Origin of the sequence: Pseudomonas sp. O39, assembly GCF_045447295.1 — a bacterium.
Taxonomy (GTDB): Bacteria; Pseudomonadota; Gammaproteobacteria; order Pseudomonadales; family Pseudomonadaceae; genus Aquipseudomonas; species Aquipseudomonas antarctica_A.
This window is the reverse complement of sequence record NZ_JBJGXV010000003.1, coordinates 43454-62125: the sequence shown is the minus strand read 5'-3', so window position 1 is coordinate 62125 and position 18672 is coordinate 43454. Positions and strand designations below refer to the sequence as shown.

Below are 18672 nucleotides of genomic sequence, written 5' to 3'. Positions count from 1 at the left end.
TCAGGTATCCAGCCCGCCGCTGAGAAACTGCTGCAAGCGGCGCCGCATCAAGCTGCCTTCATTGCCCAGGCAGCCTACGGAGGAACCCGCAAAATCCTTCTCGGACAAGTCCGAAGCGACACCGGCGAGAAACAGCGGGCAATCCAGGGTCAACGCCAGGCGACTCAAGCGCCCAGCCAGATCCTGATTGTGTGAATGGTTGGAGAAAATAATCAGCGCCTGGGGATGCATTCTTTCACACACCAGCGTCAATTCTTCAAAGGGCTGGCCCATGCCAAGCACCTTCACCGCCAGGTCATCGCGACTCATCAGCAACGCCGCCACCAGCAACTCCAATTTACGGCACTCGCCAGGCATGGCTGTCAGCAATACTCGGGGCGCAGGTGAGACACACGCGACCTGCAGGCGCAGAAAGGTCTGTATGCGCAGGAAGGAATCGTAAAAAAGCCACTCGCTGGCTTGGCCGAATCGGCCCTGATGGCGCAGCAGGTCATTCCACAGAGGCATGAGGATATCCTGGAACGCCACGCCAAGCGGGTAGGTCGCAAGAATCTGCCCGTACAGGCTCTCCAACTGACGATCGTCAAAGGCACTGACTGCCTGCACCAACCGCGCCCGCCACTGCGGCCATTCGCTCTCTTCGACGGCATCGCGCTCTGCGCGAACGGCGCTGGCCTGCTGATCATCGCGCGCAAGAATCTTGCCGACCTTGCTCACGGCCACGCCTCGCTCAATCCAATCGAGAATGCGATTGACGGTCTCAATATCAGCGTTGGAGTAGAGGCGATGCCCACTTTCGGTGCGCGTAGGCTGGATGAGGCCATAACGACGCTCCCATGCACGTAATGTGACGGGGTTCACACCTGTCAATCTTGAGACTTCACGAATCGGAAACAACGCTGCGGAATCAGCGCGATTTTCAGAGGCAATTTCGTGAGTAGGCGCAGTAATTTCGGGCATCAGAGGTCGAAAACGTCCGCGTGAATTTGGAGCCCATTTAACGCCTTAATACTTGTCCTTTTCAAGGGCCGGGATCTTCGGACCAATGTCACTGGCGTAATTTTTCAAAACAGGAATAATCCTTGCCTGTTTTTCAGGTGGTGGCCTAACCCGGCCGCCATCTTTGCGCGTTACCTACCCGGTTCAGCGCACCTGATATTTGGAGATACACAATGTCTACCTCACCCGTTACCTTGATGGTTGCGCGCCGCGTGGCCAAAGGGCGCTATGAAGAACTGATGGCCTGGCTGCGCGAAGGCGAGCAATTGGCCACCGACTTCCCCGGTTACCTGGGTTCCGGCGTCCTTGCACCGCCGCCCAACGATGATGAGTTTCAGATTATCTTCCGCTTCGCCGACGAAAAAACCCTGCACGCCTGGGAGTTCTCCGCGTCGCGCGGCGCCTGGCTAAGCCGTGGCAGCGAGCTGTTTGCCGACCCGTCCGAGCATCGCGTCAGTGGTATTGATGGCTGGTTCGGCGCCGTGGGTGCGCGACCACCGCGCTGGAAACAGGCCGTGGCGATCTGGCTGGCATTTTTCCCGGTGTCGCTGCTGTTCAACTTCGGCCTGGAGCCGCTGCTCAGCGAGCTTGACCTGTTCAGCCGCGTTTTGGTCAGCACACTCGCGCTCACGCCCCTGATGGTTTACTTCTTTATTCCGCTGTCGACGCACCTGCTGGCGAGCTGGTTGCACCCCGCGCCGCCGCGTAAGGTCACCGAAGCTGCTGCGTGAGTACAGGGCTGGCCGGTCGCTGGTATAGTTTCAATCTGCCAGCGACTTGAGCCTCCCATGACTGCAACGAACGCCCCGATCCTGATTACCGGTGCCGGCCAGCGTGTCGGCCTGCATTGCGCCGAACGCCTGCTGGACGAGGGCCATTCGGTGATTTTCAGCTACCGCAGCGAACGCCCAGGCGTTGCGGCCTTGCGTGAGCGTGGTGCGCTCGGCGTGTTTGCCGATTTCTCCAGTGAAGCCGGGATCCTGGCCTTCATCGCCGCACTCAAAACCCATACCGACAGCCTGCGCGCGATCATCCACAACGCTTCGGCGTGGGTCGCAGAAACGCCCGGCGACGAAAGCCGCGCGTTTACCGACATGTTCAGCGTGCACATGCTTGCGCCGTACTTGATCAACCTGCATTGTTCACCTTTGCTGCAACGCTCTTCACCCGCCGATATCGTGCATATCAGCGATGACGTGGTGCGCAAGGGCAGCCGCCAACACATCGCCTATTGCGCCACCAAGGCAGGCCTGGACAGCCTCACGTTGTCATTTGCCGCGCAGTTCGCGCCAACGATCAAGGTCAACGGCATCGCCCCGGCGATGGTGATGTTCAACGAAGGCGATGACGCGACCTATCGCGCCAAGGTCCTGGCCAAATCGGCACTCGGCCTCGAGCCTGGGCCGGAGGTGATCTACCAGAGCGTGCGTTACCTGCTGGACAACCCCTATGTCACCGGTACCACCCTGACCGTCAACGGCGGGCGGCATATCAAGTAAGCCGTTTGTGAGGATGTTGTATGAACTTGTCCCTGCCCCAACACTACCGTGAAATCCTCGAAGGCCTGGGCGAAGACCCGGAACGCGAAGGCTTACTCGACACCCCCAAGCGCGCTGCCAAGGCCATGCAGTACTTGTGTCATGGCTACGAGCAGAACCTGGACGAAATCGTCAACGGCGCGCTGTTCGCGTCCGACAATGACGAGATGGTGATCCTCAAGGATATCGAGCTGTATTCACTCTGCGAGCACCATCTGCTGCCCTTTATCGGCAAGGCCCATGTAGCCTATATTCCGACCGGCAAGGTGCTCGGCCTGTCGAAACTGGCGCGCATTGTCGACATGTACGCGCGGCGCCTGCAGATCCAGGAAAACCTCACGCGGCAAATCGCCGACGCCATCCAGCAGGTCACCCAGGCCGCCGGCGTGGCCGTGGTGATCGAAGCCAAGCACATGTGCATGATGATGCGCGGCGTGGAAAAACAGAATTCAACCATGAACACCTCGGTGATGCTCGGCGCTTTCCGCGAGTCGAACACCACGCGCATGGAGTTCCTGCAACTGATCGGACGGAGCAAGTAGCAATGCCACAACTTCAACCAGGCATGGCGCGCATCCGGGTCAAAGACCTGTGCCTGCGCACCTTTATCGGTATCAACGAGGATGAGATCCTCAACAAGCAGGACGTGCTGATCAACCTGACCATCCTGTATGCCGCTCAGGAAGCCGTGCGCGACAACGATATCGACCACGCGCTGAATTATCGCACCATCACCAAGGCCATTATCGCCCACGTGGAAGGCAACCGCTTCGCCCTGCTGGAGCGCCTGACCCAGGAGTTGCTGGACCTGGTGATGAGCAACGAATCGGTGCTGTACGCCGAAGTCGAGGTGGACAAGCCCCACGCGCTGCGTTTTGCCGAGTCGGTTTCAATAACCCTGGCTGCAAGCCGCTAGCCGCAAGCTTTAAGCTAGAAGCCATACGCATTCCAACTTGCAGCTTGAAGCTTGTGCGCTGAAAGCTGTCTCGAAGAGACCTCTATGAACGACCAACAACGCCTCGAACTCGAAGCCGCCGCCTTCCGCCGGTTGGTGGCGCACCTGGACAGCCGCAAGGATGTGCAGAACATCGACCTGATGAACCTCTAGGGCTTCTGCCGCAACTGCTTGTCCAAGTGGTACAAGGCCGAGGCCGATGAGCGCCACATCGAGCTGAGCCTCGATGACGCCCGTGAAGTGGTGTACGGCATGCCGTACGCCGAGTGGAAAGCCCAATACCAGAAAGAAGCCAACGCCGACCAACAGGCGGCGTTTGCCAAAGGAAAACCCCATGACTGACCTGAACACCCTGCTCGCCAGCCTCGACAGCGGCGAACACCTGTTTGCCGACACACTGGCCTTTATCGCCACCGGTTACGACTACCAGCCGCAAGCTTTCACCAACGGCAGCGTGGAAAACGCCGCCGGTCAAAACGAAGGCTCGTGCAAGACCCTGGGGCTGGCGCTGCTGGAAGGCTTGAGCGATCAGCAAGCGTTGCTGGCATTTGGTGAGCATTACCGTTCAGTGGTGGCGACGCCTGAGGGCAGTGATCACAGCAATATTCGCGCGTTGATTGCGCATGGTTTGGCCGGTGTGAAATTTGCTGCGCAGCCACTGACCCGCAAGTTCTGAGTCAAACACAACTCAAAATGTGGGAGCGGGCTTGCTCGCGAAGGCGGTGGATCAGTTGATACATGTGTTGCCTGACACACCGCTTTCGCGAGCAAGCCCGCTCCCACATTCGATCTGTGTTGGTCATCAAATCCTGCGCATAAAAAAACCGGCCTCTCAGCCGGTTTTTTTATTTCAACGGATTTAGAACGCAGCGTCCTTCAAACCGTCGAGGTAACGCTCGGCATCCAGGGCCGCCATGCAACCGGCGCCGGCCGAGGTGATGGCCTGGCGGTAGACGTGGTCGGCCACGTCACCGGCGGCAAAGATACCTTCGATGTTGGTGGCGGTGGCGTTGCCTTCACGGCCGCCCTGCACCACCAGGTAACCGTCTTTGGCTTCCAGCACGCCTTCGAACAGCGAAGTGTTCGGGGTGTGGCCGATGGCGATGAACACGCCGTCGACTTTCAACTCGTCGAAGCTGCCGTCGTTGTTTTTCAGGCGAGCACCGGTCACGCCCATGTTGTCGCCCAGGACTTCATCCAGGGTGGCGTTGAGCTTGAGGATGATCTTGCCTTCAGCGACACGGGCGTGCAGCTTGTCGATCAGGATCTTCTCGGCGCGGAAGGTTTCACGGCGGTGAACCAGGGTCACGGTGCTGGCGATGTTGGCCAGGTACAGCGCCTCTTCCACGGCGGTGTTACCGCCACCGACCACGGCGACCGGCTTGTTGCGATAGAAGAAGCCGTCGCAGGTCGCGCAGGCCGAAACACCCTTGCCCATGAACGCTTCTTCGGAAGGCAGGCCCAGGTAACGGGCGCTGGCGCCGGTGGCGATGATCAACGCGTCACAGGTGTAGACGCCGCTGTCGCCGGTCAGGCTGTAAGGCTTCTTGGAGAAATCGACTTTATTGATGTGGTCAAAAACGATCTCGGTTTCAAAGCGCTCGGCGTGTTCTTTCATACGCTCCATCAGCACCGGGCCGGTCAGACCGTGGACGTCGCCCGGCCAGTTGTCGACTTCAGTGGTGGTGGTCAACTGACCGCCCGCTTGCATGCCGGTGATCAGCAGCGGCTTGAGGTTGGCCCGGGCAGCGTAGACGGCAGCGCTGTAACCGGCAGGGCCGGAACCGAGAATAATCACTCGCGAATGACGGGTATCAGACATGACTCACTCCTATCGACCACCCGGACAACAAGGCGGCTGGAATAAAAAAGGACCGCGAAGCACTTGGGGAAGGCTTGAACTCGCAGGTCCTGAAAAATAATGGGTGCAGCGTATCGAGGGGGGCAAGATTAAGGAAATACGGAATAACAATCCAGCTCATAGGCGGTCTCTATGCAGTCGGCTCGGTTAATCGACACCTTTGTTACCTTTGATTTCGTCACACCGACCGCGCTTTCGCGTTGAATGCAAAGCCGGTAAGGTCGGCCCGTTCGTCATCCTGCTCGGAGTTCTCCATGCCCGCCCCTGCTCTTTCCGGCCCGCAATACCTGCGTGAAGGCCTCAAACTGGTGTTGAGCCCTGGCCTGCGTCTATTTGTGCTGCTGCCATTGGCGATCAACCTGGTGCTGTTCGTCGGTTTGATCTATTTCGCCGGTCATCAGTTCAGCCTCTGGGTCGACACCTTGATGCCGACACTGCCTGGCTGGCTGAGCTTCCTCAGCTACATCTTGTGGCCGCTGTTTGTCGTGCTCGTGGTGTTGATGGTGTTTTTCACCTTCACCATGCTCGCCAATGTCATTGCCGCACCGTTCAACGGTTTTCTTGCGGAGAAGGTTGAGGTCGTAGTACGCGGCACCGATGACTTCCCGCCCTTCAGTTGGGGTGAGCTGATTGCCATGGTCCCGCGCACCCTCGCGCGGGAAATGCGCAAGCTGGGTTACTTCCTGCCCAGGGCCATCGGCCTGTTTATCCTGTCGTTCATTCCGGTGGTCAACCTGATCGCCGCACCGCTGTGGCTGCTGTTTGGCGTGTGGATGATGGCGATCCAGTACATCGACTACCCGGCGGACAACCACAAGCTGGGCTGGAACGAAATGCTCGCCTGGCTGCGCCAGAAACGCTGGCAGAGCATGAGCTTCGGCGGCATCGTCTATCTGGTGCTGCTGGTGCCGGTGGTGAACCTGCTGATGATGCCGGCGGCGGTGGCCGGGGCCACACTGTTCTGGGTGCGCGAGCAAGGTGCTGAGGCCATGGCACGGCAAAATGTGGCCACGTCATAAATCCATCATCCCAGTGACACAATGACGACATGGCCCACAGTGACACTGTGGGTCATGACGACAGCTTCGCTTCACATCACCCTGATTACCGAAACCTTCCCGCCGGAAATCAACGGGGTGGCCAATACCCTTGGCCGCCTGTGTGAGGGTTTGCGCGCGCGCGGCCATCAGGTGGAGTTGGTGCGCCCGCGCCAGGGTGCCGACCAGAGCCGCCCCAGCGACGACGAATTGCTGTTGTGCCGCGGCTGGCCGCTGCCAGGCTACCCCGGCCTGCAATGGGGCCAGTCGTCGATGCACAAATTGCTGCGACGCTGGACTCGCCAACGCCCGGACGTGCTGTACATCGCCACGGAAGGGCCACTGGGTTTATCCGCGTTGCGCGCAGCGCGTCGTCTGGGGATCAGCGTGGTCAGCGGTTTTCACACCAATTTCCAGCAGTACTCGAACCAATACGGTTTGAGCATGTTGAGCCGTATGGTGACCCACTACTTGCGCTGGTTTCACAACCGCTCGAGCCTGACCCTGGTTCCCAGCGCCAGCCAACGCCTGGAGTTGGAGCGTCGAAATTTCGAGCGTTTGGGGATGCTGTCTCGCGGGGTCGATAGCCAATTGTTCCACCCCGCCAAGCGCGATAACGCGCTGCGTGAAAGCTGGGTACTGAACAGTGATCAAATCGCCGTGCTGCATGTGGGCCGACTGGCGCAGGAAAAGAACCTGGGGTTGCTCAAACGCTGCTTCGAAACCTTGCAAGACACTTACCCACTGCGCCAGATGAAACTGATCATCGTGGGTGATGGCCCGCAGCGGGCAATGATGGAAAAGGAACTCCCCGAGGCGATTTTCTGCGGCGCCCTGCGCGGCGAAGAACTGGCCCGGCATTACGCGTCCGGTGATGTGTTCCTGTTCCCCAGCCTGACCGAAACCTTCGGCAACGTGGTGCTGGAAGCCATGGCCTCGGGATTGGGGGTGGTGGCCTACGACCAGGCCGCCGCGACCCAGCATATTCGCCATGGCTACAACGGCGTGCTGGCGATGCCAGGGGATGAGGATGCGTTTTGCGATGCCGCCAACTGGCTGCTGGAGGATGCCGAGAGCTTGCGCCGCATGCGCTTGAATGCTCGCCAACATGCCAGCCGCCAGGGCTGGCCGGCGATTATTGAGCAGTTCGAGCGCCACCTGCGCGGGGTGTGCGGCGAGCAGCCGGTGATTGCCGCGCAGTCGCGTTTGATCTGACAGGGTGTTGGCTGTCAGATCACGCTCGCGGGTGCCACTTACACCAACGTCGTCAACGCCTCACGACTGAACGGCAGAATGTCGCCTTCACGACCTTCACGCACCTTCACGGCCCAGTCCGGGTCCACCAGCAAGGCACGGCCTACAGCCACCAAGTCGAATTCGTCGTTGTTAAGGCGCTCCAGCAGTTTCTCCAGGCTGGCCGGCTGCGCAACCTTGTCGGTGTTGACCATGAACTGCAGGAACTCACCATCCAGACCGACACTGCCGACAGTGATGGTCGGTTTCCCGGTGAGCTGACGGGTCCAGCCCGCCAGGTTGAGTTCGGAACCTTCGAACTCCGGCTCCCAGAAACGACGGGTGGAACAGTGGAAAATATCGACACCGGCGTCAGACAGCGGCTTGAGGAATTCCCCCAGGGCTTCAGGGGTTTGCACCAGGCGTGCGGTGTAATCCTGCTGCTTCCACTGAGAGAAACGCAGGATGATCGGGAAATCCGGGCCCACGGCAGCGCGGGTGGCCTGGATCAACTCGATGGCAAAGCGCGAACGATTGGCCAGGCTACCGCCATATTCGTCGGTGCGCTGGTTGCTGCCTTCCCAGAAAAACTGGTCGACCAGGTAACCGTGGGCGCCGTGGATCTCCACGCCGTCCATGCCGACGCTCTGAGCATCCTTGGCGGCTTGGGCAAAGGCGTTGATCACGTCCTTGATGTCCTGGGTGGTCATGCCGTGGACCACCACGTTGCCATCCTTGAGCTTTTCCATCGGACCGTAGGCCGGCACGCTGGCATCAGGCTCGGTACCAATACGGCGCACGCTGCCCACGTGCCACAACTGCGGGACAATCTTGCCGCCTTCTGCGTGCACGGCATCGACCACTTTCTTCCAGCCGGCCAACGCGGCTTCACCGTAAAAATGCGGGACGTTCGGGTAGCCGTTGGAGGCTTGATGGCCGACCACAGTACCTTCGGTGATGATCAGCCCGACGCCGGCGGCGGCGCGGCGGCGATAGTATTCGATGACCTTGGAATTCGGCACGCCACCCGGCGAGAACGAACGGGTCATCGGCGCCATCACCACACGGCTCGAAAGCTGCAGTGCACCGAGCTGGAACGGTTTGAACAAGGCTTGGACAGGCATGGGAGCACTCCACAGAAGAGGTGTTTATGATGTGGATAATATGGAGAGTGCACAGTGCTGGGTAGCACTATTGATCTGGGTGATTAAGGGGTAAAAGCGAGGGAAGTCAGGTGCCGCTAACCTGCGGCGAGGGCGTTTGCTCCCTCACCTTCGGCAGGACCGATTTAGCTCAGGGCTTTTTCGATGGCCTGGACGACCGTTGGATCATCCGGCGCCGTGCGGGGCGAGAATCGCGCGAGCACTCGCCCGTCTTTGCCCAGCAGGAATTTTTCGAAGTTCCAGGTGATATCCCCTGGAAACTCGGCGCCCTCGCCAGCCAGCAAGCGATAGAGCTGATGACGGTCGTGGCCATTGACGTCAAGCTTGCTGCCCAACGGGAACGTCACGCCATAATTCAAGCTGCAGAACGCCTGGATCTCCTCCTCACTGCCCGGCTCCTGGCCTGCAAACTGGTTGCAGGGCAGGCCAAGCACGGTAAAACCCTGGCCTTTGTACTGCTGGTAGAGGTTTTCCAGCGCCGCGTATTGCGGGGTCAAGCCACATTTGGAGGCGACGTTGACTACCAGCACAACCTGCCCTTTGTAGGGCGCCAGCGGCAGGTCTTGTCCGTCTAAAGCTTTGAGTTTCAGATCGTGGAAAGCACTCATGACGAACTCCAGATATCCCATGTTCTTCGCATTGCGGCAGTTCGAGATTACAGACCGCAAGCCTGCAATCATAGACGCCGATTGAAAAACTCGCCCGCCGGTTACTGCGCCGTTGGCCAGGGCAAAATTGGAATAGCGGTGACCGCATTCTGCGGGCTGCCTTCGATCAGACGGTCGCTATAGACCAGATACACCAAGGTATTGCGCTTCTTGTCGAGGAAGCGCACCACCTGCATGGTCTTGAACACCAGCGAGGTGCGCTCCTTGAACACTTCGTCGCCATCCTTGAGCTCGCCCTTGAAATGAATCGGGCCAACCTGGCGGCAGGCAATCGAGGCTTCGGCGCGGTCTTCGGCCAGGCCCAGCCCGCCTTTCACGCCGCCGGTCTTGGCGCGCGACAGGTAGCATGTCACGCCGTCGACCTTGGGGTCATCGAACGCCTCGACCACGATCCGGTCGTTGGGGCCGACGAATTTGAATACCGTTGACACCTGGCCGATTTCTTCAGCGCTGGCCAGCAGCGGCATGACCAGCAGCAGGCCGAGCAAACCCTTCATGACTCGCATCGTGTAGTTCCTTTGTTTAGACCAGAATCAGGTTATCGCGGTGCACCAGTTCCGGTTCCGCCATGTAACCCAGGAGTCCGACAATCGCTTCAGACGATTGTCCAATTATTTTCTGCGCTTCCAGGGCACTGTAGTTGGCCAGGCCACGGGCGATCTCACGACCGTCCGGCGCCACGCACACCACCATCTCACCACGGCGGAAGCTGCCCTGCACCAATTTGACGCCCACCGGTAGCAGGCTCTTGTTGCCTTGGGACAACGCCGACACGGCGCCTTCGTCCAGCACCAGCGTGCCACGGGTTTGCAGATGACCGGCCAACCACTGCTTGCGCGCCGCCAACATGCCACGTTCCGGCGACAGCAGCGTACCGATGCGCTCTCCGGCCTTGAGGCGGTCCAGCACCCGCTCCAGGCGCCCACCGACGATGATGGTGTGGGCGCCGGAACGCGCAGCCAGGCGCGCTGCACGCAGCTTGGTCTGCATACCGCCACGGCCCAGGGCGCCGCCGACACTGCCGGCCACGGCGTCCAGCGCCGGGTCATCGGCGCGGGCTTCGTAGATCAACTGGGCGTCGGGGTTGTTGCGCGGGTCGGCGTCGAACATGCCGTCACGGTCGGTGAGGATCACCAGCAGGTCAGCCTCCACCAGGTTGGCCACCAGTGCGGCCAGGGTGTCGTTGTCACCAAAACGGATCTCGTCGGTGACCACCGTGTCGTTCTCGTTGATCACCGGGATCACCTTGAGCTCCACGAGCGCGCGCAAGGTGCTGCGAGCGTTGAGGTAGCGCTTGCGGTCGGACAGGTCGTCGTGGGTCAGCAGGATCTGCGCCGTGTGGCGGCCGTGCTCGGCGAAGCTGGACTCCCAGGCTTGCACCAGGCCCATCTGGCCGATGGCGGCGGCGGCTTGCAGTTCGTGCATCGCGCTGGGTCGCGCGGTCCAGCCGAGGCGGCTCATCCCGGCGGCAACGGCCCCGGACGACACCAGCACCAACTCGACACCGGCCTCATGCAAGGCCACCATCTGCTCGACCCAGACGCTCATGGCTGCGCGATCCAGACCTTTGCCATCTGCCGTCAACAGCGCACTTCCGATCTTTACGACCCAGCGCTGCGCACCTGTCACTTTGCTCCGCATCATCTTCAACCTTAGAGTGAGGGCCGCGCGACCCAGCGCCGCCCATAACGTTATTCGTGACTACATTCCTGACTGCATAAAACCCAGATACCAAAACGCCGCTCGAGTGAGCGGCGCTTAAGTTTACTGCAACGAATCAGTCGCGCACGTAAATGATTTCCGGACCGTCTTCATCATCCACGTCTTCTTCGTCCCAATCATCGTCGCCGATGTCATGGACCGACTTCACGCCGCTGCGGCGCAGGGCACGCTGGTCGTCCAGGGCCTGCAGTTGGGCACGGGCTTCGTCTTCGATCTGCTGATCGAGTTCGGCCAGTTCGGCCTTGAATACCGGGTCAGCCGCCAAGCGGTCGGCGCGGTCTTCCAGGTAGCGCATGATGTCGCGGCACAGACGCTCGGTACCTTCTTTGGCGATGGCCGAGATCACGTAGACCGGACCTTCCCACTCCAGGCGATCGACGATTTCCTTGACGCGCTCTTCGTGCTCTTCTTCCAGGATCTGGTCGCACTTGTTCAGTACCAGCCAGCGATCACGCTCGGCCAGGGCCGGGCTGAACTTGGTCAGTTCGCTGACGATCACTTCGGCGGCGTCCGGTGCGCTGGTGTCATCCAGCGGCGCCATGTCGACGAGGTGCAGCAGCAAACGGGTACGCGACAAGTGCTTGAGGAAGCGAATCCCCAGGCCTGCGCCGTCGGAAGCACCTTCGATCAAGCCAGGAATGTCGGCGACCACGAAGCTTTTCCAGCGATCGACGCTGACCACACCCAGGTTCGGCACCAGGGTGGTGAACGGGTAGTCGGCGACTTTCGGCTTGGCGGCCGAGACCGAGCGGATGAAGGTACTTTTGCCGGCGTTCGGCAGGCCCAGCAGGCCTACGTCGGCCAATACTTTCATTTCCAGCTTCAGGTCACGCTGCTCGCCCGGCTTGCCCGGCGTGGTCTGGCGCGGAGCCCGGTTGGTACTGGACTTGAATCGGGTGTTACCCAGACCGTGCCAGCCGCCCTGCACAACCATCAGCTTCTGGCCGGCCTTGGTCAGGTCGCCAATCACTTCCTGGGTAGCGGAGTCGATGATCGTGGTGCCGACCGGTACGCGCAGTACCAGGTCTTCGCCCTTTTTACCGGTGCAGTCGGTGCTGCCGCCGTTGGAGCCACGCTCGGCATCGAAGTGCCGGGTGTAACGGTAGTCGACCAGGGTGTTGAGGTTTTCGTCGGCCATCATGTAGATGGAACCGCCGTCACCGCCGTCACCGCCGTTGGGGCCACCGTTTTCGATGAATTTTTCGCGACGGAAACTCATGCAACCGTTACCGCCGTCGCCTGCTTTTACTCGGATGGAAACTTCATCAACGAACTTCATAACAAAACGCCTCTCGTCGCATGGACGAGCTTAAGAAACCAAGACATAAGACTCTTGCAAAAATGAGCGCAGCGACCTCAATAACGACCGCAAATCCAGCGCCTGAGCCCATTACAAACAGCTTTGCAAGAGACTCACTCCACAAACGAAAAAGCCCCGTCGCGAGACAGGGCTTTTCCAGCGATCGCGCAATTAAGCGGCGACAACGCTCACGTAACGGCGGTTGAACGCGCCTTTTACTTCAAACTTGATCACGCCTTCGATTTTCGCGAAGAGGGTGTGATCTTTACCCATGCCAACACCGTAACCGGCGTGGAATTGGGTGCCGCGCTGACGCACGATGATGTTGCCCGGAATGATTTTCTGGCCGCCATACATCTTAACGCCAAGGCGTTTGGCTTCTGAGTCGCGACCGTTACGGGTACTACCACCAGCTTTTTTGTGTGCCATGAGTCAATTCTCCTAGTGAGGAATTAGGCTGAAATTAAGCCTGAATACCGGTGATTTTGATCTCGGTGTACCACTGGCGGTGGCCCATACGCTTCATGTGGTGCTTACGACGACGGAACTTGATGATGCGGACTTTATCGTGACGACCTTGGGAGATCACTTCAGCCACAACGGTAGCGCCAGCAACCACTGGAGCGCCGATGTTCACGTCATCGCCATTGGCGACCAACAGAACGCGATCAAAAGTAACGGATTCGCCAGTAGCGATTTCCAGTTTTTCGATCTTCAGGTATTCACCTGGGGCGACCTTGTATTGCTTGCCACCAGTAACAATTACTGCGTACGACATGGTATTTCTCCGATAATCCTGCTCACCCAGCGCTTTATAAGAAGAGGTATTGGCTGGCATGGCTGCATGGGATGGACGTCCCGAATGCAATTGCGTAAGGCAGGTGCTGCCCAGGAAGTTCAGGGTGCGCGATTGTACGCAAGGTAAATGGGTGATGCAAGTAGCCGCCAATCGCCGTGAAAGCGTAGCGAGCGAAGCGAAGACAAGGAAAAAACAGGCGAGGAAGCGGAGTTTACTGGCTGTAAATGAGCATTCCGAGCCTGTTTTTGACGCAGGATTACGCGCGTAGAGCCGAAGGCTCCCAGCCTGCAGTAGCTTTCACGGTGATTGGGCGCGCCTTGACACCCGCGGGTGAGGGTCCTAGCATGCCGCGCAACCCTTCTGGAGCGACTGTCGCTGATGCAACCCCAAGCTTTCTACCGCGCGGTCGCGGACGATTTTAGCGCCGTCGACGGCATCATCAAGCAGCAGCTGACGTCTAAAGTGCCGCTGGTCTCCAAAATTGGCGACTACATTACGTCGGCGGGCGGCAAACGCCTGCGTCCTTTATTAGTGTTGCTGTGCGGCAAGGCCCTTGGCCGCGAAGGCGATGACTTGCGCCTGCTGGCAGCTACTATCGAATTCCTGCACACCGCCACCCTGCTGCATGACGACGTGGTCGACATGTCGGGCATGCGCCGCGGCCGTGAAACCGCCAATGCCATGTGGGGCAATGCCCCTAGCGTATTGGTAGGCGACTTCCTGTATTCACGCTCGTTCGAAATGATGGTCGAGCTGGGCTCGATGCCGGTGATGAAGATTCTTTCACAAGCCACGCGCATCATCGCCGAAGGCGAAGTGTTGCAGCTGTCGAAGGTCCGCGATGCCAGCACCACCGAAGAAACCTACATGGAAGTGATTCGCGGCAAAACCGCGATGCTTTTCGAAGCCTCCACCCACAGTGCCGCCGCCCTGTGTGGCGCCACTGCCGAACAGGCCGAAGCCCTGCGCACCTTTGGCGATCACCTGGGCGTGGCGTTCCAACTGGTGGACGACCTGCTCGACTACCGTGGCGACGCCGAAACCCTGGGCAAGAACGTCGGTGACGACCTGGCTGAGGGCAAGCCGACCTTGCCGCTGATCTACACCATGCGCGAAGGCACGCCGGAACAGGCTGCACTGGTGCGCAAAGCGATCCAGAAAGGCGGGATTGAAGACCTGGAAAGCATTCGCGCTGCCGTGGAAGCCTCGGGCTCCCTGGATTACACCGCACAGTTGGCGCGTGACTACGTCGCCCGTGCCATCCAGTGCCTGGAAGCACTCCCCGCCAGCGAATACCGGGATGCCCTGGTTGAGCTGAGTGAGTTTGCGGTCGCGCGTACTCACTGATTCTGCTCCGCTTCTGGCTTGCCTGCGATAGCGTCAACTCGGAACAACAGACACACCGAGTGGATAGCATGACAGGTAAGCCAGCTCCCCCATTAGATCCAAGCCCCCGCCACACTCTAAATCCCTATATAATGTGCGACTTTTAGCCATCCTGACTTTCAAGGAGCTTTAGTGAGCACGTTGCCACCCTGCCCGAAATGCAATTCCGAATACACCTACGAAGACGGCGCCCAGCTGATCTGCCCGGAATGCGCCCATGAGTGGTCCGCCAATGGCGAGGCCGAAGCGGCCGGTGATGAAACCGTGAAGAAAGACTCTGTAGGCAACGTCCTGCAAGACGGCGACACCATCACTGTCATCAAGGACCTCAAGGTCAAAGGCACTTCCCTGGTGGTCAAAGTGGGCACCAAGGTCAAGAACATCCGCCTGTGCGACGGCGACCACGATATCGATTGCAAGATCGACGGTATCGGCCCGATGAAACTCAAGTCAGAGTTCGTCCGCAAAGTCTGAATCTGCTACATCCATCCCGCGCCCGCCGCGGGATGGCGTTTCGCCCTCCCCGTTGATCGAACGCACTATCCCCACAGAAAAATCAGCAAATCGCCAATAGGCACTTGCTATTCTGCTAATAAGAATTATTCTCATTGAATCCCTCAAGGAGAATGACCATGACTTATTTGATAGATGCCTGGCTGGACCGACCACACCTTTACCTGCGGATCCTGCATCGGGAAACCGGTGAAGTCTGTGCCGTGCTGGAAGAAGAAGCGCTCAATGAGCTGCAGGACCAGGGCGACCTGGACGTGAGCGGCCTGAGTTCCAGTGAACCTGGAGTGCTTAAGGAGGTGGTGCGCAATCTGTTTCTGTTCTGCTATGCCCGAGCGTTGCGCCCGGCCACGGAGCTCAATGGCAAGTTCCATCCATGAGACACCACGCAAAAACTGATTGCCCCGGCTTTATGGGGGAGCCGGGCTTGCCCACGATACCAATGACTCGGTCATACCGGCTACCGAGTTGATGCCATCGCAGGCTAGCCAGCTCCCACACAAAGCCGGGGCCGACATTACCGAGTATTACAGAACGTCGAGCAGCTCAACGTCGAACACCAGAACGCTGTGCGGCGGGATGCTGCCAACGCCTTGAGCGCCGTAAGCCAGTTCGCTCGGCACGTACAGACGCCATTTGCTGCCGGCATTCATCAGTTGCAGGGCTTCGGTCCAACCGGCGATCACGCCGCCAACCGGGAATTCTGCAGGCTGGCCACGCTCGTAGGAGCTATCGAACACAGTGCCGTCGATCAGAGTGCCGTGGTAGTGAGTACGCACCTGGTCTTCACGGGTCGGCTTGGCGCCATCACCGGCGGTCAGCACTTCAAATTGCAGGCCGGAAGCCAGGGTAGTGATGCCATCACGCTTGGCGTTTTCAGCCAGGAACGCCAGGCCAGCGCCAGCAGCCGCTTCAGCCTTGGCAGCCGCTTCGGCTTGCATGATTTCGCGGATAACTTTGAAGCTGGCAGCCATTTGCTCTTGATCAACGCGGCTTGGCTTGCCTGCGAAAGCGTCGGTCAGGCCAGCCAGGATGGCGTCGATGCTAACGCCCGGTGGCGGGTTGTCGCGCAGCTGGTCGCCCAACTGACGGCCGATACCGTAGCTGACGCGGGTTTCGTCGGTGGACAGATTAACTTCGGACATGAAGAGGCTCCGCTGTAGGACAGCACGATTTCCCGTGCCATCCAGAACTAAAAGGGCCCGCAGACTAGCACACAAGACCGGCCCGTGATGAGCCCCCTGCCCCGCGCCGCAAACCCGACAGGTCAGCATTGCCATACGGTGATAGCCACCCTTCGTCGAACCGGTAAGAAAAGTATTTCAGATTCATCCCCCGCCGCCGATAAAGCCCTACACACTTTGGCTGGCTCAAACAACAACACCGCCCAGCAGACAAACATCATTCTTGCGGAGCATTCGATGAATAGCTGGTTCGGCAACATCAGCGTCAACCTTAAACTCGGCCTGGGCTTCGGCCTGGTGCTGGTCCTCACCTCGATCCTGGCACTGACCGGCTGGACCAGCCTGGGCAGCCTGATCGACCGTAGCAACTGGATGAGCGACATCACCCAGCTCAACGCCTCCCTGACCAAGCTGCGTATCGTGCGCCTGCAATACATGCTGGCAAACGGCGATGAAGCCGTGGCACAGAACGTACAGACTAGCCTGGACGCCTTTGCAGCCCAGCAACAGAAGCTGCTGGACAGTTTCAAAAGCCCGGAAAACCTCAAGCTGCTCACTGAGCAAAAAGCCGTCATCACCGCCTACCAGCAGTCGCTGAACAAAATGCGTGAGGCCTACCGTAACGGCAACGCCGCACGCCAAGTCATGGGCGACAAGGCTGATATTGCCAACACCCAGATCGACGCACTGGACACCAGCGTGCAGCAGATGCCCGACAGCCCGGAGCGCTACACCCAATACCAGGCCATCACCCACGCCAAGGAAGAATTCCAGCTGGCCCGCTATGAAGTGCGCGGTTACACCAACACGGTCAACGCAGAAACCGAAGCCCGCGCCGCTGCGCAAATCGAGAAAGCCATCGGTGGCTTGAAAGGCCTCAACGCCGCGTTCGGCACCAGCCAACAAAGCGCATTGACCTCGCTGGAAACCGCGCTGGGTGCCTATCGCAGCGCTGTGCAGAGCTACAAGGCGGCCAACGCCAACATCGTCAGCGCCCGTGCCGAAATGACCACACAAGGCGCCGATATCGTCACCATCAGCGACAAGCTGTATGACATTCAGCTTGATCGCCGCGACGCCGAAAGCGCCCAGGCCCGCAGTCTGCAGTTGATCAGCACATTGCTCGCCCTGCTGGTCGGCATCATTGCTGCACTGGTGATTACCCGCCAGATCACGCGCCCGATCCAGGAAACCCTGGCCGTGGTGGAACGCATCGCCTCCGGTGACCTGAGCCACAACATCCAGGTGACCCGTCGCGATGAACTGGGTGTGTTGCAACAAGGCATCCAGCGCATGGGCACCACCCTGCGTGAATTGATCAGCGGTATTCGCGACGGCGTGACTCAGATCGCCAGCGCCGCCGAAGAACTGTCAGCCGTTACCGAGCAGACCAGTGCCGGCGTCAACAGCCAGAAGATCGAGACGGATCAAGTCGCCACAGCGATGCATGAAATGACTGCTACCGTGCAAGAAGTTGCGCGCAACGCCGAGCAGGCGTCCCTGGCCGCTGCCGACGCTGACGGTCAAGCCCGCGCAGGTGACAAAGTGGTGGCCGAGGCCATCGCCCAGATCGAGCGCCTGGCCGCCGAAGTGGCGCGCTCTACCGACGCCATGACGCACCTGCAACAAGAGAGCAACAAGATCGGCAGCGTGATGGACGTGATCAAGGCCGTAGCCGAGCAGACCAACCTGCTGGCGCTCAACGCAGCGATTGAAGCGGCGCGTGCCGGTGAAGCCGGTCGTGGGTTTGCCGTGGTTGCCGACGAAGTACGCGGCCTGGCCCAGCGTACCCAAAAATCCACCGAAGAAATCGAAGGCCTGGTCGCCGGCTTGCAGAACGGCACCCAGCAAGTGGCCACTGTGATGAACAACAGCCGCAGCCTCACCGACAGCAGCGTCGAGCTGACCCGTAAGGCCGGCGTATCGCTGGAAAACATCACCCGTACGGTGTCGAACATCCAGTCGATGAACCAGCAGATTGCAGCGGCGGCGGAACAGCAAAGTGCCGTGGCCGAAGAAATCAGCCGCAGCATCGTCAACGTGCGGGATGTGTCGGAGCAGACCGCCACCGCGAGTGACGAGACGGCCAAGTCGAGCGTGGAACTGGCGCGTTTGGGCAGCCAGTTGCAGCAGATGGTCAGCCACTTCCGGGTTTAAAAAACCAAAAAAGCCGCCTCGACTTAAGCCGAGGCGGCTCCACTTCTCAGACCTTACAGGTCATCAAAGCTGTCCCGCAGGAATGTCCACACGTGATAAACACGCAAGGCATTCACTACGAGGTTCCACGTACGTCGTGCAAACTTGGACATACTCGGCC

General features: G+C 59.5%; 21 protein-coding genes and 2 pseudogenes. 13 read left to right on the top strand and 10 right to left on the bottom strand.

Translation table 11 applies throughout. The features are described 5' to 3' along the window. Complete coding sequence (locus ACI77D_RS05100; RefSeq protein WP_064454094.1) at window positions 1–960, bottom strand: MerR family transcriptional regulator; 960 nt, start codon at window positions 958–960, stop codon at window positions 1–3. Between the two features lie 212 nt (window positions 961–1172). Between ACI77D_RS05100 and ACI77D_RS05095 the strand changes: the two genes are divergently transcribed. From ACI77D_RS05095 to ACI77D_RS05070, 6 genes and pseudogenes are all read left to right on the top strand, one after another. Beyond that, complete coding sequence (locus ACI77D_RS05095; RefSeq protein WP_128590117.1) at window positions 1173–1730, top strand: antibiotic biosynthesis monooxygenase; 558 nt, start codon at window positions 1173–1175, stop codon at window positions 1728–1730. Between the two features lie 57 nt (window positions 1731–1787). After that, window positions 1788–2498, top strand: coding sequence for a dihydromonapterin reductase (gene folM / locus ACI77D_RS05090; RefSeq protein ID WP_064454096.1), 711 nt, complete (start codon window positions 1788–1790; stop codon window positions 2496–2498). Between the two features lie 20 nt (window positions 2499–2518). Further along, window positions 2519–3079, top strand: coding sequence for a GTP cyclohydrolase I FolE (gene folE, locus ACI77D_RS05085; RefSeq protein WP_064454097.1), 561 nt, complete (start codon window positions 2519–2521; stop codon window positions 3077–3079). Between the two features lie 2 nt (window positions 3080–3081). After that, on the top strand, window positions 3082–3453 hold the full coding sequence (folX, locus tag ACI77D_RS05080; protein WP_003194073.1) for a dihydroneopterin triphosphate 2'-epimerase: 372 nt from the start codon (window positions 3082–3084) through the stop codon (window positions 3451–3453). 84 nt (window positions 3454–3537) lie between these two features. Beyond that, a pseudogene (locus ACI77D_RS05075) lies at window positions 3538–3834 on the top strand (DUF1244 domain-containing protein). Then, window positions 3827–4168, top strand: coding sequence for a HopJ type III effector protein (locus ACI77D_RS05070; protein WP_407016171.1), 342 nt, complete (start codon window positions 3827–3829; stop codon window positions 4166–4168). The pseudogene ACI77D_RS05075 and the gene ACI77D_RS05070 overlap by 8 nt, the downstream one beginning before the upstream one ends. A 183-nt stretch (window positions 4169–4351) precedes the next feature. Here the strand turns inward: ACI77D_RS05070 and trxB are convergent, their stop codons facing one another. Further along, entirely contained in the window at window positions 4352–5314 is a 963-nt protein-coding gene (trxB, locus tag ACI77D_RS05065) for a thioredoxin-disulfide reductase (RefSeq protein ID WP_025858049.1), read from the bottom strand. Between the two features lie 293 nt (window positions 5315–5607). On the opposite strand from trxB, the gene cysZ reads away from it, so the two are divergent. Both cysZ and ACI77D_RS05055 read left to right on the top strand, forming a co-directional pair. After that, a complete protein-coding gene (gene cysZ, locus ACI77D_RS05060; protein ID WP_221295629.1) occupies window positions 5608–6372 on the top strand; it encodes a sulfate transporter CysZ in 765 nt (254 codons plus the stop codon). Between the two features lie 54 nt (window positions 6373–6426). Further along, window positions 6427–7605: a glycosyltransferase family 4 protein gene (locus ACI77D_RS05055; protein ID WP_407016170.1), complete on the top strand. Its 1179-nt coding sequence runs from the start codon at window positions 6427–6429 to the stop codon at window positions 7603–7605. A 38-nt stretch (window positions 7606–7643) separates the two neighbouring features. Here ACI77D_RS05055 and ACI77D_RS05050 read toward each other — a convergent pair whose 3' ends face one another. The 7 genes from ACI77D_RS05050 to rplU form a co-directional block, all read right to left on the bottom strand. Next, window positions 7644–8747: an NADH:flavin oxidoreductase gene (locus tag ACI77D_RS05050; RefSeq protein WP_407016169.1), complete on the bottom strand. Its 1104-nt coding sequence runs from the start codon at window positions 8745–8747 to the stop codon at window positions 7644–7646. A gap of 164 nt (window positions 8748–8911) precedes the next feature. Beyond that, window positions 8912–9394 carry a glutathione peroxidase gene (locus ACI77D_RS05045; RefSeq protein ID WP_064454104.1) on the bottom strand — a complete coding sequence of 161 codons (483 nt, stop codon included), beginning with the start codon at window positions 9392–9394 and terminating at the stop codon, window positions 8912–8914. A 101-nt stretch (window positions 9395–9495) separates the two neighbouring features. Then, window positions 9496–9960 carry a CreA family protein gene (locus ACI77D_RS05040; RefSeq protein ID WP_064454105.1) on the bottom strand — a complete coding sequence of 155 codons (465 nt, stop codon included), beginning with the start codon at window positions 9958–9960 and terminating at the stop codon, window positions 9496–9498. 16 nt (window positions 9961–9976) lie between these two features. Beyond that, the gene (gene proB / locus ACI77D_RS05035) at window positions 9977–11095 is read right to left on the bottom strand and encodes a glutamate 5-kinase (RefSeq protein ID WP_064454106.1); all 1119 of its coding nucleotides are present in this window, start codon (window positions 11093–11095) and stop codon (window positions 9977–9979) included. 136 nt (window positions 11096–11231) lie between these two features. Then, window positions 11232–12455 carry an Obg family GTPase CgtA gene (gene cgtA, locus ACI77D_RS05030; protein ID WP_064454107.1) on the bottom strand — a complete coding sequence of 408 codons (1224 nt, stop codon included), beginning with the start codon at window positions 12453–12455 and terminating at the stop codon, window positions 11232–11234. A gap of 192 nt (window positions 12456–12647) precedes the next feature. Further along, the gene (gene rpmA, locus ACI77D_RS05025) at window positions 12648–12905 is read right to left on the bottom strand and encodes a 50S ribosomal protein L27 (protein ID WP_003176049.1); all 258 of its coding nucleotides are present in this window, start codon (window positions 12903–12905) and stop codon (window positions 12648–12650) included. Between the two features lie 34 nt (window positions 12906–12939). Beyond that, on the bottom strand, window positions 12940–13254 hold the full coding sequence (gene rplU, locus ACI77D_RS05020; protein ID WP_003176051.1) for a 50S ribosomal protein L21: 315 nt from the start codon (window positions 13252–13254) through the stop codon (window positions 12940–12942). A 399-nt stretch (window positions 13255–13653) separates the two neighbouring features. On the opposite strand from rplU, the gene ACI77D_RS05015 reads away from it, so the two are divergent. The 3 genes from ACI77D_RS05015 (at window position 13654) to ACI77D_RS05005 (ending at window position 15551) form a co-directional block, all read left to right on the top strand. Next, window positions 13654–14622: a polyprenyl synthetase family protein gene (locus tag ACI77D_RS05015; RefSeq protein ID WP_053257947.1), complete on the top strand. Its 969-nt coding sequence runs from the start codon at window positions 13654–13656 to the stop codon at window positions 14620–14622. A gap of 171 nt (window positions 14623–14793) precedes the next feature. Then, window positions 14794–15135, top strand: a complete 342-nt coding sequence (locus tag ACI77D_RS05010) for a zinc ribbon domain-containing protein YjdM (protein WP_017254008.1) — start codon at window positions 14794–14796, stop codon at window positions 15133–15135. 158 nt (window positions 15136–15293) lie between these two features. Next, complete coding sequence (locus ACI77D_RS05005; protein WP_407016168.1) at window positions 15294–15551, top strand: hypothetical protein; 258 nt, start codon at window positions 15294–15296, stop codon at window positions 15549–15551. A gap of 147 nt (window positions 15552–15698) precedes the next feature. Here ACI77D_RS05005 and ACI77D_RS05000 read toward each other — a convergent pair whose 3' ends face one another. Continuing rightward, entirely contained in the window at window positions 15699–16316 is a 618-nt protein-coding gene (locus tag ACI77D_RS05000; protein WP_053257950.1) for an FKBP-type peptidyl-prolyl cis-trans isomerase, read from the bottom strand. Window positions 16317–16403: 87 nt separating this feature from the next. Between ACI77D_RS05000 and ACI77D_RS04995 the strand changes: the two are divergent. Both ACI77D_RS04995 and ACI77D_RS04990 read left to right on the top strand, forming a co-directional pair. Further along, a pseudogene (locus tag ACI77D_RS04995) lies at window positions 16404–17657 on the top strand (methyl-accepting chemotaxis protein); the annotation flags it as partial. Beyond that, entirely contained in the window at window positions 17649–18512 is an 864-nt protein-coding gene (locus ACI77D_RS04990) for a methyl-accepting chemotaxis protein (RefSeq protein ID WP_371317720.1), read from the top strand. The pseudogene ACI77D_RS04995 and the gene ACI77D_RS04990, both read left to right, overlap by 9 nt. Window positions 18513–18672: the final 160 nt, after the last annotated feature.

What these genes read in the sequence shown, in the direction of transcription:
- ACI77D_RS05055 (WP_407016170.1), top strand. Translation starts at nt 6,427, where the DNA reads ATGACGACAGCTTCGCTTCACATCACCCTGATTACCGAAACCTTCCCG.
- proB (WP_064454106.1), bottom strand. Translation starts at nt 11,095, where the DNA reads ATGCGGAGCAAAGTGACAGGTGCGCAGCGCTGGGTCGTAAAGATCGGA.
- ACI77D_RS05045 (WP_064454104.1), bottom strand. Translation starts at nt 9,394, where the DNA reads ATGAGTGCTTTCCACGATCTGAAACTCAAAGCTTTAGACGGACAAGAC.
- folE (WP_064454097.1), top strand. Translation starts at nt 2,519, where the DNA reads ATGAACTTGTCCCTGCCCCAACACTACCGTGAAATCCTCGAAGGCCTG.
- cgtA (WP_064454107.1), bottom strand. Translation starts at nt 12,455, where the DNA reads ATGAAGTTCGTTGATGAAGTTTCCATCCGAGTAAAAGCAGGCGACGGC.
- ACI77D_RS05040 (WP_064454105.1), bottom strand. Translation starts at nt 9,960, where the DNA reads ATGCGAGTCATGAAGGGTTTGCTCGGCCTGCTGCTGGTCATGCCGCTG.
- ACI77D_RS05050 (WP_407016169.1), bottom strand. Translation starts at nt 8,747, where the DNA reads ATGCCTGTCCAAGCCTTGTTCAAACCGTTCCAGCTCGGTGCACTGCAG.
- trxB (WP_025858049.1), bottom strand. Translation starts at nt 5,314, where the DNA reads ATGTCTGATACCCGTCATTCGCGAGTGATTATTCTCGGTTCCGGCCCT.
- ACI77D_RS05070 (WP_407016171.1), top strand. Translation starts at nt 3,827, where the DNA reads ATGACTGACCTGAACACCCTGCTCGCCAGCCTCGACAGCGGCGAACAC.
- ACI77D_RS04990 (WP_371317720.1), top strand. Translation starts at nt 17,649, where the DNA reads ATGGGCACCACCCTGCGTGAATTGATCAGCGGTATTCGCGACGGCGTG.
- cysZ (WP_221295629.1), top strand. Translation starts at nt 5,608, where the DNA reads ATGCCCGCCCCTGCTCTTTCCGGCCCGCAATACCTGCGTGAAGGCCTC.
- ACI77D_RS05005 (WP_407016168.1), top strand. Translation starts at nt 15,294, where the DNA reads ATGACTTATTTGATAGATGCCTGGCTGGACCGACCACACCTTTACCTG.
- ACI77D_RS05100 (WP_064454094.1), bottom strand. Translation starts at nt 960, where the DNA reads ATGCCCGAAATTACTGCGCCTACTCACGAAATTGCCTCTGAAAATCGC.
- ACI77D_RS05000 (WP_053257950.1), bottom strand. Translation starts at nt 16,316, where the DNA reads ATGTCCGAAGTTAATCTGTCCACCGACGAAACCCGCGTCAGCTACGGT.
- rplU (WP_003176051.1), bottom strand. Translation starts at nt 13,254, where the DNA reads ATGTCGTACGCAGTAATTGTTACTGGTGGCAAGCAATACAAGGTCGCC.
- folM (WP_064454096.1), top strand. Translation starts at nt 1,788, where the DNA reads ATGACTGCAACGAACGCCCCGATCCTGATTACCGGTGCCGGCCAGCGT.
- rpmA (WP_003176049.1), bottom strand. Translation starts at nt 12,905, where the DNA reads ATGGCACACAAAAAAGCTGGTGGTAGTACCCGTAACGGTCGCGACTCA.
- folX (WP_003194073.1), top strand. Translation starts at nt 3,082, where the DNA reads ATGCCACAACTTCAACCAGGCATGGCGCGCATCCGGGTCAAAGACCTG.
- ACI77D_RS05015 (WP_053257947.1), top strand. Translation starts at nt 13,654, where the DNA reads ATGCAACCCCAAGCTTTCTACCGCGCGGTCGCGGACGATTTTAGCGCC.
- ACI77D_RS05095 (WP_128590117.1), top strand. Translation starts at nt 1,173, where the DNA reads ATGTCTACCTCACCCGTTACCTTGATGGTTGCGCGCCGCGTGGCCAAA.